Genomic DNA, 13,160 nt, shown 5'->3' on the forward strand with positions numbered 1-13,160 from the left:
ACGCACATTATCCCGCCGGGTTCTCCTCATCCTGAGGCGGCGCGGTCCCCGCGGGCGCGCCCAGAATGCTGACCTGGAAAACCGGTGTGCCCGCCAGCGATTCGAGGCTCGGGTCTTCGGGGTAGCTCAGCAGCAACGGAAGGATCACCGAGCCGCCAATCACGGCGCGGCGGCTGTTGTCGGCGGGGCGCAGGCCCCACACGTCCTGATAGACGAGCGGCACAGTCTTGCCGTCGCGCTCCGTGTTGCCGAGATAGAGCATCACGTGGCCGCCAATATAGACGAGCGTGCGCATGGGCGCGCCGTGCTGCACGAGCCAGTCGAGGCGTTGCGCGGGCGTGGACGCCGAAAGATCGGTCATCGCCCCGGCGTTCATTTGCGTGGACGAATGGCGCGGCAGCCACACGCCAAACGCCGCGAAAATGCTCTGCAGTTCGGCTGAGCAGTCGTTGTCGAAGTTGGTGTTGCCCCAGCCGTAGGGGCGGCCGATCAGCGCTTTCATCAACTGTGCGAGATGGCGCGGCGTGGCCGCGAGCGGCGCCGGCGCGATGGCGTTGGAATCGAGCGCCGCCGTGCGGATCGCCGCGTGGCCGTTTATATCGCGGGCCGGCACGAGCACTTCGTCCGGCGTCGCGCCCGAAGCGGGCCGCAGTGGCAGCAGCGTGCCCGCGGGCGCTTCGAAGCGGAACACGCCGCCGTCGTCGCGCAGCGCGGCGGAGGCCACCACCACGACGCCGAGCGACCGGTGCGCCGCCGCGCGCCACGCCGAAACGAAGGCGTCGTCGACGCTCGCCACGCCGTCGCTGCGCACCCAGCCTTGCACGTCCGGCGTCTGCACGTAGCGCCATGCGCCGTCGGCGCTCGTGCCGAGCACGTAGAGCGGCGTGCCCGGCCGCACGGCGCTCACCTGCAGGTTGTCGAAGGGGTAGCCTTCGCCCGCAAAGCGGTGCGAATAGAACGACGGGTCGATGGTGGGCAACTCGCGCACGTACAGCGCGGTCGTGGCGATGGCGCGGCGCGTGGCGTCGAAGCCGCTGGCCTGCTCGAACTGGTTGACGTTGGCGTTGCGCTCGATGGCGTCGATCCACGCCTTCGTATGCGGCCGGAAATTCATGCCGTAACCGATGCGCTGCGGCGCCTTGTCCGTGTTGTCGAAGTAGGCGAGGCGGCGCGTTTGCAGGGCGGCAATGTCGCTGCCGCCGTCGCGATACACGCGCTGCTCGACAAACGCGCGATTCCACGGCGAGGGGTCGTTCGGACCCGCACCGAAATAGCGCGCGACGAGGGCATCGAAATGCGTGCGCTGGACTTCGGGGGAAAAGAAAGGCTTGTCGTAATCGGCGCTGGCCGGATCGATCCAGTGATCGACGTTCTGGTCGTAATGCTCGATTGGAAAGAGCGTGACCGTGTCGGACGGGAGCGCTTGCCCGGCCTGATTTTGCGAGACCGGGCCGGTTGCGCACCCCGGCAGCACGCACGCGGCGACTAGCGCCAGTGCGAGGATGCACTCGCGCGGAGCGCGGGCGAACGTGGAAAGGCGAAAGGAAGAATCGAGGGCGGAGCGCATGGGCGAGCGGGCGGTTCGACAACCCGTGGATGATACAGGACGCGTCGCGCCCGCCGCCCTCGCTGTTGCCCGCCAATCAAACGATCATTGCTCGATCTGCCGGTTCCAGCGCGAATCCCACTGCGCGCGGCGCTCGTTGATGACGTCCCAGTCCACCACCGTCACTTTTTTCACGAGCTGGTCGAGATTGCCCAGGCTCTTTTGCATGTCGGGCGGCATGGTCGCGTTCTGGTTGGTCGGAATCTGCTTGCCGGCGGCGGCCGCCTTGCTTTGCGCAGGCGCCGAAAGCAGGAACTGCGCGAGCTTTTGCGCGAGTTGCGGGTCGGGATTGTTCTTCACCACGCACAGGTCCACGAGCAGCAGCACGGCGCCTTCCTTCGGGTTGGCGTAGGCCACAGGCAAGCCCTTGTCCTTCAGGTCGCCCACTGCGGTGGGCGTGAGCGGGAAGAGGCCGGCCTCGCCGGTCTGGATCATCTCCGAGAGCTTGGCCGAGTTCGGAATGTATTCAACGACGTTCGGTCCCACCGTGCTCGCCCACTTCGTGAAGCCCGGCTCGACGTTGGTCTCGCTGCCGCCCATCAAACGGTTGATGGCGAGAAAGCCGTGCAGGCCAAAGGTGCTGCTCGAAGCCGACTGGAACACCACCTTGCCCTTGTACTTGGGATTGGCGAAATCGAGCCACGAGGTGGGCGGCGCCCAGCCCTTATCCGCGAACAGCTTCGTGTTGTAGCCAATGCCCGTCATGCCGAGTTGCACGCCCGCGCCCACGTCGCCTTTCATGCGCGCGAACGGATAAAGCTCCTTGAGCACGGGCGAATCGTCGAGTTTCTCGCATACGCCCATGTTCACGGCGCGAGCCATCACGCCGTCGTCGAGAAAGACGACATGCATCTGCGGGCTGTTGCGGTTGGCGAGGAGCTTCGCGAGCACGTCGGAGGAGGTGCCCGGCACGACCACCACTTTCACGTTGTTGGCCTTTTCGAAGTCGGGCAGGACCTGGCTCGTGTAGGCCTTCTCCATCGGGCCGCCGTTCATGCCGACGTAGATCGTCTTCGTTTGCGACCAGGCGCTGGCGGAGAAGCCAACGGCGACGAGTGCGGCTAGCGAGACCAGTGTGCGTGTGAATTTCATCGTGGGGACTCCTTATTTGATTGGGAGAGCGGCATGAACGGAAGACTGCGTGAAGCGACCGATAGCGAACGCTTCGATAGGCGTGCTCGTCTCGCCGACGGTCACGAGTTCGGCGAGGACTTCGCCTACGCCCGGCGCCAGCAAAAAGCCGCCGCCGGAAAAGCCGAAGGCGTGCAAGAGGCGCGGCGTGGTATTGCTCAAGCCGATGATGGGGTTGTTATCCGGCGTTTCGCCTTCCACGCCGCTCCATGTGCGGATGAGCAGGGCGTCGCGCAGGGCGGGCAGCAGCGCGCAGGCGTCGCGCATGACGGCGCGCGTGGTGGCGGTGGAAGGCTGCGCGTATTCGCCGTCGCCGTGCCCGCGGCCGCCGCCTATCACGCAGTTGCCACGCTCGACCTGCCGTGCGTAGACGCCGCCGCCATAGACGCCGAGGTTGTGCTCGATGAAGCGCGGCAGCGGCTCGGTCACCCACATGTTCGGGTAGATCGGCTTCATCGGCACGGTTTCGCCGAATGCACCCGCCACCGTATTGGCCCAGGCGCCCGACGCGTTGATAAGCCAGTCGGCGCTGATGCGCTCGTTGCCCGCACGCATCTGGAAGCGCCGGCCGTCGAAGCTCAAGTCGCTGAGTGCGGTCTGCTCCTGCACATGCGCGCCAGCGCGCCGCGCCGCCGCCGCAAAGCCGGGCGAGACGAGACGCGGATTCGCATGGCCGTCGCTCGCGCAGAGCGCCCCGCCAATGGCGGCCTTGCCGAGCCACGGGTAGCGGCGGCGAAATGCGTCGCCGCTCATGACCAACGAGTCCACGCCGAACTCGCGCGCCATATCAGACCATGCGTGCAGCGCCTCGAGGTCGCTGTCAAGGCGAGCGAGACGCAAGTGCCCCGAAACGACGAATTCGCCGTCGATGCCGATCAGTTCGGGCAAGCGGTTCCACACACGCCGGGCGCGCACCGCGAGCGGCAGTTGTTCGGCGCTGCGGCCGTGAGTGCGCACGCCGCCGTAGTTCACGCCGCTCGCCTGCGCACCGCAAAAGCGCCGCTCGAACAGACCGACGCTCACGCCCTTGCGTGCGAGGGCGAGCGCCGCCGATGCGCCGACGAGTCCGCCGCCCGCAATCACAACCTGGAAGTGGCGCGTGTCACTCATCGTGGGCTTCCTCTTCGATGACCTGCACGCCGTCGTCGAACAGCATGGGTGAAATCGGAATCGGCTTGATGGGCGCCTGGCTGCGCAAACGGCCCACTTCGTGCAGCGGCTTGCTGGTTTCGGCGCTCAGGAGCACCATGGCGGATTCGCCGCACATACGCCCCTGGCAGCGCCCCATGCCTATGCGCGTGAGCGCCTTCAGTCGATTGACTTCAGTGGCGAGACCGTTGCGGATGCAACTACGCAGCGTGCCGGCATCGACTTCCTCGCAGCGGCAGATGGTGAGGTCGTCGGGCCAGTTGGCGGCGCAGTTGGCCGGAGGCGCGAACGCTTGCTCGATGCCCACGCGAAAGCGCGTAATGCGCTCGAGGCGCTTTTCGATTGTCGCCGCATCGGGCAAATCGGCGTCGCGCTGTGGTGCTTTGATGTCCATGTCTTCGAGCACCGCGAGTGCCGCGCGGCGGCCCGCGAGTTCGGCGGCATCGGCGCCTGCAATACCCGCGCCGTCGCCGGCGAGATAGACGCCCGGCACGGAGCTGCGGCCCGCCGCATCGCGTTCGGGCAGCCAGCAGCGGTTGAGGGTGTCGAACGCGAAGCGGCAGCCCGCGAGATCGGCGAGCTGGGTTTCGGGCCGCAAGCCGTAGCCGAGGCCGACCGCGTCGCAAGCCGTGGCATGCTCTTTCCCGTCGGCCGCGTGCCAGCGGATGTATTGCACCGCTTCGTCGCCTTCGATGGCCGCGAGCGAAACGCCATGCTCGACGCGCACGCCATGCGCCTTGAGCCACGCGACGTAATAAACGCCTTTGGCGAAGGTGCCAGGCTGGTTGAGCAACTTCGACGTAGCGGCGGCCTGGCGCGCGAACCGGCTGGTGTCGAGCACGGCGGCCACTTGCGCGCCCGCTTTCGCATACTGGTAGGCGACGAGATAAAGCAGCGGCCCGGTGCCGGCGAACACGGTGCGCTGGCCAATGGCGCAGCCCTGCGCCTTCAACGCGACCTGCGCGCCGCCGAGCGTATAAACGCCTGGCAGCGTCCAGCCGGGCAGCGGCACGATGCGGTCGGTCGCGCCGCTCGCGATGATCAGATGCGACCACGGCACACTGGCCTCGCGGCCCTCGCGCAGGGTGTCGAGCCGCCCCGGCTCGCACGACCAGGCGAGCGTGTCGGGCCGATAGTCGATCTTCGGGAGGAGGTCGGCCATGGCGTGATGGACTGCATCGGCTTTCTTTGCCTCAAAGCCGTAGAGTGCGGCTTTCGTGCGCGAGAAGCCCGTGCCAGCAGCGGGCTGGCGATAGATCTGGCCGCCCCAGCGCGCGTTTTCGTCGATCACGGTGGGGCGCAGTCCGGCGGCCACGAGCGTTTGCGCGGCGCGAATGCCGGCGGGTCCCGCACCGACGATGACGACACGAGGAGGCTTGGTCGTGCTCATTGCGCACCTCCATCGTATATTTCGGCTTCCGTATCAAGTCGCGTCAGCACGCGCATGCCTTCGCGCAGCAGCGTGGAGCAGGCGCGCAGGCGCGTGCCGTCCTCGCTGCGCACCCAGCAATCCTGGCAAGCGCCGATCAGGCAGAAGCCCGCGCGCGGTTCTGTGCTGAACTCGCTGCGGCGCACGTGGCGCTGGTGTGTGAGGATCGCGGTGAGCAGCGTATCGCCCGCGAGCGCCTTGACTTCGAGGCCGTCTAAAACGAAGGAAATGCTCGCGCGCGCGGTCTCGGCAACGCGGACGAACTGGGCAGGGGAAAGCGGCGTGACGGTGCTCATGGAAGGTCGGTGGCGCGGCAGCAGAAATCGGAAGAAGCGGGCGGTGTTCAGTGCTGCCCGATCAGAATGCGGTTGAGCCCGTACACGCGGTCGAGCAGGAACATCGCGCCAGCCGTGATGAAAATGACGAGCGCGGAAACGGAAGCCATCATCGGGTCGATCGACTCGGTCGCGTACATGTACATGCGCACGGGCAGCGTGACGGTTTGCGGCGAGGTCACGAAGATCGACATCGTCAGTTCATCGAAGCTGTTGATGAACGCGAGCAGCCAGCCGCCCGTGATGCCGGGCACGATCATCGGCAGCGTGACGCGGCGGAACGTGGTCCAGGCGTTCGCGCCGAGCGAGGCGGCCGCATGCTCGATGCTGCGGTCGAGGCCGCTGACCGAGGCGAGCACGAGCCGCATGACGAACGGCGTGATGATGATCATGTGCGCGAGGATCAGCCACGCGAACGAGCCGGTTGCGCCGACAAGCGCGAAGAAGCGCAGCAGCGCGATGCCCAGCACGAGCCCCGGAATCACGAGCGGCGAGAGCAGCAGCGCGTTGAGAAAGCCACGCCCCGGAAAGCGCGCACGACCGATAGCGAGACCCGCGGGCAACGCGACGACAAGCGAGAGCGTGGCCGAAGCGAACGCGAGCTTGAGGCTGTTGAAGAACGCCGTGATGAAGTCGGGGTAGTCGAGAATCGCGCGGAACCAGCGCAGCGAGAGGCCGTGCGTGGGGAGCGTCAAGGTTTCGTCGGGCGTGAAGGCCACGAGAATGACGATGACGAGCGGCGCCAGCACGAACAGAATGACGAAGGTGTGGAACGTGAGTGCGAGCGGTCCGTTTTTGCGCATGATGTTTTTTCCTTAGCCCATGCTGCGCGCGTAGCGCCGTTCGAGCACGCGGTAGTAGGTGAGCATCACCACGAGATTGGCGACGAGCAGCAGCACGGCAATGGTCGCGCCGAGCGGCCAGTTCATCGAACTGAGGAACTGGTCGTACACGGCGGTGGCCGCCACTTTCAGACGCCGGCCGCCCAGCAGGCCCGGAATCGCAAAGGCGCTCGCCGAGAGGCCGAACACCATGAGGCTCCCCGAGAGAATGCCGGGCATGAGTTGCGGCAGCACGATGCGGCGCATGGTGGTGAACGGCGAGGCCATCAGCGAGAGCGCCGCGTTCTCGGTTTGCGGATCGAGCCTTTGCAGCGCTGTCCACACCGGTATCACCATGAACGGCAGCATCACGTGCACGAGCGCGATGACGATGGCGAAAGTCGTGTATTCGAGCTTGAAGGGCCCCGCGCCGAACAGGCCGAAGAACTGGTTCACGAGGCCGTTCATGTTGAGCAGCATGCTCCAGCCGAACGCGCGCACCACGACGGAAACCAGCAGCGGCGCGAGGATCACGAGCAGAAACAGCGAGCGCCACGGGTCGCGCATGCGCGAGAGGATGTACGCCTCGGGCGTGCCGATCACGATGCACAGCAGGGTGGTGAGCGCCGCAATGCAGAAGGTGCGCAGGAAGATGGTGTGAAAGTACGACGAGCCCAGCACTTCTACGTAGTTGTGCAGATCGAATGCGGCGATGGGGCCGCTCATCGGATCGAAGCGGTAGAACGTGAGCGCCAGGGTCATGGCGAGCGGCACGAGCACGAGCGCGGCGAACAGCAGCATCGCGGGTGCGCTCATGAGCCAGAGCGGCATGTAGGCCTGCCAGCCGGCGCGCATCGTGGCGCGCGGCGCGCGTTGTGACGCGGGAAGTGTGCTAGACACGGGCGCCCTCCTGATGGATGAAGCGGATCGCGTCGCTATGCCAGTCAATGCCCACCTGGTCGCCTTCGGCGAGCGGCTCCTTCCCCTCGTTCTGGCAGCACACCAGCATCTCCCCCGCACGGCTGTCCAGGCGGTAGAGCCACTGGCTGCCGAGGAAGAAGCGGCTCGTCACACGTCCTGCAAGACGGCCCGAGCCGCTTGCGCACAGCTTGAGCTTTTCGGGGCGGATGCACAGCGTGATCGCGTCGCCCACACCCACCGCGCGGCCGCGCTCGGGCAGCTGCGCCGTCGAACCCGTTTCGGCGAGATCGTGGCCGAGATCCACGTGGATCGTGTCGCCCTCGCGCGCGACGATGCGGCCCGCGAGCATGTTGGCCTTGCCGATGAACTGCGAGACGAAATCGTTCTCGGGTCGCTCATATGCGCGATACGGCGTGTCGACCTGGGTGATGCGGCCGCTTTCCATCACGACCACGCGGTCGCTGATCGAGAGCGCCTCCGACTGATCGTGCGTGACCATCAGCGTGGTCGTGCCGATCTTGCGCTGGATGGCGCGTAGCTCGAACTGCATGTCCTCGCGCAGTTTGGCGTCGAGATTGGACATGGGCTCGTCCAGCAGCAGCACGGGCGGCGCGATCACAATGGCGCGCGCGATCGCCACACGCTGGCGCTGACCGCCCGAAAGCTCGCGCGGAAAACGGTGCGCGTAGGCGTCGAGGCGCACGAGCGCGAGCGCCTCGCGGATGCGATCCTTGCGCTCGGTTTTGTCGACGCCGCGCATTTCGAGGCCGAAGCTCACGTTCTGCTCCACGCTCATGTGCGGAAAGAGCGCATAGCTCTGGAACACGATGCCGAGCCCGCGCTTGTTCGGCGGCATATGCGTGATGTCGCGGCCGTCGAGCGTGATGCGTCCGCGCGTGGTCTCCACAAAGCCGGCGATCATCTGCAGCGTCGTGGTTTTCCCGCAGCCCGAGGGGCCGAGCAGCGAGACGAACTCGCCTTTTTCCACCGACAAATTGACGCCGGTGACCGCCTGCAGGTCGCCGAACGATTTCGACACATCGGTCAGGGTGAGGAACGACATGGTGTGGCCTTCCAGTGCATGGGTTGCGCCGGCACTCGCTGAGTGAATTGCGGTGCATGGCGTGGAGCGGACTGTAGCTAGCCAAATTTTGGGTCGTCAATTTAAAATTCCATCACGCGATAGAAATCTGACTTATATTCCATTTAATGGAATATGATGGCGCGCTAATCTGCCAGCCATTTCATCCGGTGAACTTCGGGAAATCCCTGAATCGGCCGTCACAGACGAGGCTCCGTGTGGCGGTCCAATGATTTGGGCAGCACGCGCATTCGTACGAGCATTCTGCGGATATTCCGCTGAATGGAATAAATCGAGGTCGATATGACGGCAGTGGAAGAGAAAAGTGGAACGCCGGCCGACGACGCGCGCGGCGCGGGCGTGTTGCAGCGCGCATTCGCGGTGATCCGTGCCTTGGGCGCGAGCCAGGTGGAAGGCAGCCGCGTCACCGCGCTCGCCAAGGCCGTGGGGCTGACGCAAGCCACCGTGCATCGGCTGCTGCAGGGGCTGATCGCCGAAGGTGTGGTCGAGCAGGACGAAAGCACCAAGCGCTATCGGCTGAGCGTGGACTTCTTTGCGCTCGCGGCGCAGGCGGGCAATCCGAGCGGCATGCGCACGCTATGCCGGCCCGCGTTGCTGCGCCTGTGCGCAAGCCTTGGCGACACCATTTTCCTGCTCGTGAAGAGCAGCTTCGACGCGGTTTGCCTCGACATGTGCGAAGGTCCATTTCCGATCCGCTCGTTCACGGGCGATGTCGGCGGGCGCGTGGCGCTCGGCGTGGGCCAGGGCAGTCTTGCCATTCTCGCGTTCCAGCCCGAAGCCGAACGCGAAGAAATCATTCGTTTCAACGTGCCACGCTTGCGCAGCTACGGCGTGCTGGACGAGGTGTATTTGCGCACGGAGATCGAGCGCGTGCGCAAGCTCGGCTACGCGGGGCGCAATACCGGCGTGCTGGAGGGCATGGCGGGCGTGGCCGTGCCGATTCTGGACCAGAACGGTTGCGCCGTGGGCGCACTGAGCGTGGGCACGCTGGCTGCGCGCCTCACTGAAGACCGGCTGCCGACGATCGTCGAACTGCTCAAGCGGCAGGCCGAGATCATCGGGCCGCAAACAAACCCGTTCGACGTGGCGGTGCGCCGACCCATGCACGGGCTCACGCGAGCGATGACGACGCAACCGTTGGCTTGAGTGGCGACAGGTTTGGATGCATTAGGTCAAATGGATTCCTAACTAAAGGATTTGATCGCGAATCGTTATCGTTAGGCGTTCGGCGCGCAAACGTTTTGCAAACGGTTCGCAAGCGGTTTGAAAATTGACGCGATGCTGCAATGCGAAATCGAGCAGTATGCTCGGACGAAAATCGACCAGGGGGATAACCCAACCGCATACGTCTTGGTTTTGGCGTAAACGGGCAGGGTGCTATTCGTAGACTGAAGGCCATGTGCGAATGGCAGTTCGCCGCGATGGAGCTTTGCAATCCATCGAACAACGCGAGCAAGTGAACCCGGAAACGAAAACAGAAGCGCTCGAAGCGCCGTCTTGCGCGTAGTCTCGCGAGACCCCGGGGGGGGGACAAAACCACCTGCCGCGTGAACTGTCACATTGGGTACATGCCGTTGCCATGCCGACTAGAAGCGGTTGAGGAGCGTGGGCGCCGGGGGGGAGATGGAGCGCGTGTGGGATCCGCGGCGCTTGCAGACAGAATATACCGGTGATTGATGACGACCATAAACGACCGGACGTTGCCCGTTTTCGAGGCACCGGCTGCGACTGTTGCGCCGGTGCCGGTGCGCGCGGCGCCTTCGATCTTTCATGAGCGCTGGTGGCTCGATATCGCCACGCAAGGCAACTGGAAGCTTGCGGTGGTGAAGCAGAACGACGAGGTCATCGGCGAGATGCCGTACGCGATGCAGCGCACGCGACTGTGGCGTGTCTCGCACCTGCCGCCGCTCACTCGCACGCTCGGGCCGGTCATCAAGTCCGTGACCGGCAGCGAGGCCCGCCAACTGCATCATGAACTCGACGTCACTGGAAAGCTGATCGAGCAGTTGCCCGATTGCGACAGCTTTTTTCAGGTGCTCGATCCGCGCATTGACGACGCGCTTGCGTTCGCGCTGCATGGTTTTACGGTGTCGGCGCGCTACACCTTCCGCATCGACCGCAATACCACGGCAGACGAAGCGTGGGCGCGTCTGAACAGCAAGACGCGCAACGTGATCCGCAGCGCCTCGCGTGAATTGACCATCGTGCCGGATCTCACGCCCGACGAGTTCATCGCATTCTACGAAGCGAATCTCGCGGCGCGCTCGCGTACCAATGCTTACGGGGATGCGGTCATGCGCGACCTCGTCAACGCGTTCGTCGAGCGCAAGGCCGGGATGCTGCTCGGCGCCTACGGGCAGGGTGGGAAACTCATGGCGGCGGTCGGCCTCGTTTGGGACCATCAGACGATGTACTACCTGCTTTCGTCGCGGGCGCAGGACGCGCACAGCGGATCGATCAGCCTGCTGCTGTGGAGCGGCATTGGCCGCGCGCTGGAGCGCAAGCTCACATTCGACTTCGACGGTTTTTCGAGCCCGTCGACCTTCAGCTTCCTCAACGGTTTCGGTGCGACGCTCACGCAGCGGCTAGGCGTCGAGCGCCACGGCACGGTTTATTTGCTGATGCGTACGCTCAAGCGCAAGTTCGCGCCCGGGCGGGTTTTCGCACCCCATCTCTGAGTTGTGGCGTACAGGGCGCCGTGTGGTGAACGGTGTGGCGAACTGCGTCGTGCACTAAACGAGTTCGTGCTGCGCGGGGTCGCTGGCGTTGCGGGTCGTGACCTCGGCAAGTTCCAGCGCGCTCGATGCGAAGAGCAACGGCGTCCAGCGCTGGATCGTGCTTTGCGCGCCGGCGGCAAAGCGCTCGCGCAGCGCGGGCTCGCTGCCTAGCTTGCCGATACGTTGCGCGAGCGTCGAGACGTCGCGCGGTTCGACCACGTAACCGTTCACGCCATCTATCACCACTTCGCCAGCCACGCCGCAGGTGCGCGTGACGATGGCAGGACACCCGGCCGCGAACGCTTCGTTTACGCACAAACCCCATTGATCGAATTCGCTCGCCAGTACGACGAACTCCGCGAGCGCATAAAGATTCGGCATTTCCTGGTTGGCGAGTGAGTTGAGTATCGTCACATGCGGCGTGAGGCCGAGCGACGCGATGCGCGCACGCAATTGCGCTTCGAGCGGTCCCTGACCCACCAGAACGAGGCCGATATTTTCGTTGTACACGCCGGATTTACGGTAGGCGTCGATCAGCACGTCGACGTTCTTGCGTGCAACGAAGCGGCTCACGCACAACACGTAGCGCTGCGGCAGTCCGAAGCGGGACCGCACGGCTTCGGGGTTATCGCTCGCGGCCTGCGCGAGATCCGAAAAGTAGTCGACGTCGATCACGTCGAAGCCGATGCGCGAGCGTTCCTTCGGGATGCCAAGCGATTGCGCGTAACGGCGATGCTTCTCGCCCGCGACGAGCGCGCCGTCGAAGCGGCTCACGATGAAACGCTTGAGCCGCTCCTTGGTGCGCTGGCGCAGTCCGTCGTCGGCCTTCGAGTCCGACATGTAGATGAGCTTGAAGCGCCGCGTGAGATGTCTGAGGAAACAGAGCACCGCCGAATAACCGGTGTTGTAGCCGAGCGTGATGACCACGTCGGGCATGAAGTTGCGTACCTTCGCAATGAGACGCGCGGTGTCGCGCGCGCCGAGGCCGTCGCTGTCTGCGCCGTTTTCGATCAACGTTTCCGCCATTCGCGGGCGATTCGCAAAGAAGGCGGCGCGGCGTTCCTGCGGGAAGCCGTAGACGCCGGAGCGCGCAAAGACCTCGAGAAGCGCCACCTGGTGGCCGCGACCCGAGGCTGCGCTAACGAGCGCCTCGTAGCGAGGGACGTGATAGTCGCCCAGGTTGCCGATGACGAAGAGGATGCGCATGGACAATGACGGCTCACGGTGGCGCTTGGTTGAGCAGGCAACGCACCGCGACGGTGCCTGGCCAGCATGAAATCCCGGACAGTCGTCCTGACCTGCCGGGCAGCGTTCGCTGCGCCACGTCGCTCGCACATTCGCGGCGGGGACCCGCAGTCACGCCGTTTAGCGCATCGTAACCCGATTGTGAATCGTTTTTACGCAATGTCGGCGATCAGCGAAAACTTGTCCGATATGGCGGAGTCGTCAGATCGTCACACGCCATTTCTGCATGCCAGAGCACGGGGCGTGCCTCGGTTGCTCGTAACCGATTGTCATCACAATTTCCGTCAATTGCGGCAACAGGATGAAAACTGTCATATCGAATCGTCACAATGGAGGTTTCGCATGTTCCAATACATCGGAAGAAGGGAAAGCGCTTAAGGTCACCATCAGATTTTCAGCTTAGTATCGTAGAGTTGACGTGTGACGCTTATGCCTTCAATTCGATAACAAACATGTGAGCCGGAATGCTAATCGAATGTTTTGCGTAATGTGTTTCGAGGTAAATGGGCGGCGTTGGACGCTGACCAGGCAGGCCACGAGGCGCACCAGATTGCAAACCGGGTTTCACCATACTGCGCGGATAATCGAGGAATATGAAAACGCTGTTTCTGCAGGCCCCGTCGTATGACGGCTTCGACGGTGGCGCGGGCTCGCGCTACCAGGCAAAGCGCGAGATCCGCTCGTTCTGGTATCCCACCTGGCTT

Annotated in this window: 11 protein-coding genes; 2 read left to right on the forward strand and 9 right to left on the reverse strand. The window is 64.5% G+C overall.

The genetic code is table 11. The annotated features are described in order from the left end of the window. Window positions 1-7 precede the first annotated feature (7 nt). The 8 genes from JMY28_RS36950 to JMY28_RS36985 form a co-directional block, all read right to left on the reverse strand. A complete protein-coding gene (locus JMY28_RS36950) occupies window positions 8-1,567 on the reverse strand; it encodes an SH3 domain-containing C40 family peptidase (RefSeq protein ID WP_201700822.1) in 1,560 nt (519 codons plus the stop codon). Between the two features lie 84 nt (window positions 1,568-1,651). Further along, window positions 1,652-2,698 carry an ABC transporter substrate-binding protein gene (locus tag JMY28_RS36955; protein WP_201700823.1) on the reverse strand — a complete coding sequence of 349 codons (1,047 nt, stop codon included), beginning with the start codon at window positions 2,696-2,698 and terminating at the stop codon, window positions 1,652-1,654. Window positions 2,699-2,710: 12 nt separating this feature from the next. Further along, the gene (locus JMY28_RS36960) at window positions 2,711-3,847 is read right to left on the reverse strand and encodes an NAD(P)/FAD-dependent oxidoreductase (protein ID WP_201700824.1); all 1,137 of its coding nucleotides are present in this window, start codon (window positions 3,845-3,847) and stop codon (window positions 2,711-2,713) included. Beyond that, a complete protein-coding gene (locus JMY28_RS36965; protein ID WP_201700825.1) occupies window positions 3,840-5,276 on the reverse strand; it encodes an FAD/NAD(P)-dependent oxidoreductase in 1,437 nt (478 codons plus the stop codon). The genes JMY28_RS36960 and JMY28_RS36965 overlap by 8 nt, the downstream gene beginning before the upstream one ends. Beyond that, window positions 5,273-5,611, reverse strand: a complete 339-nt coding sequence (locus JMY28_RS36970) for a (2Fe-2S)-binding protein (protein WP_201700826.1) — start codon at window positions 5,609-5,611, stop codon at window positions 5,273-5,275. Before JMY28_RS36970 ends, JMY28_RS36965 begins: the two co-directional genes overlap by 4 nt. A 47-nt stretch (window positions 5,612-5,658) precedes the next feature. Beyond that, entirely contained in the window at window positions 5,659-6,453 is a 795-nt protein-coding gene (locus JMY28_RS36975; protein WP_201700827.1) for an ABC transporter permease, read from the reverse strand. 12 nt (window positions 6,454-6,465) lie between these two features. Continuing rightward, window positions 6,466-7,371, reverse strand: coding sequence for an ABC transporter permease (locus tag JMY28_RS36980; protein ID WP_407945581.1), 906 nt, complete (start codon window positions 7,369-7,371; stop codon window positions 6,466-6,468). Beyond that, complete coding sequence (locus JMY28_RS36985) at window positions 7,364-8,455, reverse strand: ABC transporter ATP-binding protein (RefSeq protein WP_201700828.1); 1,092 nt, start codon at window positions 8,453-8,455, stop codon at window positions 7,364-7,366. Before JMY28_RS36985 ends, JMY28_RS36980 begins: the two co-directional genes overlap by 8 nt. Window positions 8,456-8,776: 321 nt before the next feature. Here JMY28_RS36985 and JMY28_RS36990 point away from each other — a divergent pair, with 321 nt between their 5' ends. Together JMY28_RS36990 and JMY28_RS36995 are read left to right on the forward strand one after the other, a co-directional pair. Next, window positions 8,777-9,640: an IclR family transcriptional regulator gene (locus JMY28_RS36990; protein ID WP_201700829.1), complete on the forward strand. Its 864-nt coding sequence runs from the start codon at window positions 8,777-8,779 to the stop codon at window positions 9,638-9,640. 530 nt (window positions 9,641-10,170) lie between these two features. After that, window positions 10,171-11,172 (forward strand): GNAT family N-acetyltransferase, encoded by a 1,002-nt coding sequence (locus tag JMY28_RS36995; RefSeq protein WP_201700830.1) that lies wholly within the window; start codon window positions 10,171-10,173, stop codon window positions 11,170-11,172. 54 nt (window positions 11,173-11,226) lie between these two features. Here JMY28_RS36995 and JMY28_RS37000 read toward each other — a convergent pair whose 3' ends face one another. Next, the gene (locus JMY28_RS37000) at window positions 11,227-12,417 is read right to left on the reverse strand and encodes a glycosyltransferase family 4 protein (protein WP_201700836.1); all 1,191 of its coding nucleotides are present in this window, start codon (window positions 12,415-12,417) and stop codon (window positions 11,227-11,229) included. Between the last annotated feature and the right edge of the window lie 743 nt (window positions 12,418-13,160).

Source organism: Paraburkholderia hiiakae (assembly GCF_904848665.1).
Classification (GTDB): Bacteria; Pseudomonadota; Gammaproteobacteria; order Burkholderiales; family Burkholderiaceae; genus Paraburkholderia; species Paraburkholderia hiiakae.

Excerpts from the sequence above, each read along its gene's own strand:
- JMY28_RS36950 (WP_201700822.1), bottom strand. The coding sequence starts at position 1,567 with ATGCGCTCCGCCCTCGATTCTTCCTTTCGCCTTTCCACGTTCGCCCGC.
- JMY28_RS36955 (WP_201700823.1), bottom strand. The coding sequence starts at position 2,698 with ATGAAATTCACACGCACACTGGTCTCGCTAGCCGCACTCGTCGCCGTT.
- JMY28_RS36960 (WP_201700824.1), bottom strand. The coding sequence starts at position 3,847 with ATGAGTGACACGCGCCACTTCCAGGTTGTGATTGCGGGCGGCGGACTC.
- JMY28_RS36965 (WP_201700825.1), bottom strand. The coding sequence starts at position 5,276 with ATGAGCACGACCAAGCCTCCTCGTGTCGTCATCGTCGGTGCGGGACCC.
- JMY28_RS36970 (WP_201700826.1), bottom strand. The coding sequence starts at position 5,611 with ATGAGCACCGTCACGCCGCTTTCCCCTGCCCAGTTCGTCCGCGTTGCC.
- JMY28_RS36975 (WP_201700827.1), bottom strand. The coding sequence starts at position 6,453 with ATGCGCAAAAACGGACCGCTCGCACTCACGTTCCACACCTTCGTCATT.
- JMY28_RS36985 (WP_201700828.1), bottom strand. The coding sequence starts at position 8,455 with ATGTCGTTCCTCACCCTGACCGATGTGTCGAAATCGTTCGGCGACCTG.
- JMY28_RS36990 (WP_201700829.1), top strand. The coding sequence starts at position 8,777 with ATGACGGCAGTGGAAGAGAAAAGTGGAACGCCGGCCGACGACGCGCGC.
- JMY28_RS36995 (WP_201700830.1), top strand. The coding sequence starts at position 10,171 with ATGACGACCATAAACGACCGGACGTTGCCCGTTTTCGAGGCACCGGCT.
- JMY28_RS37000 (WP_201700836.1), bottom strand. The coding sequence starts at position 12,417 with ATGCGCATCCTCTTCGTCATCGGCAACCTGGGCGACTATCACGTCCCT.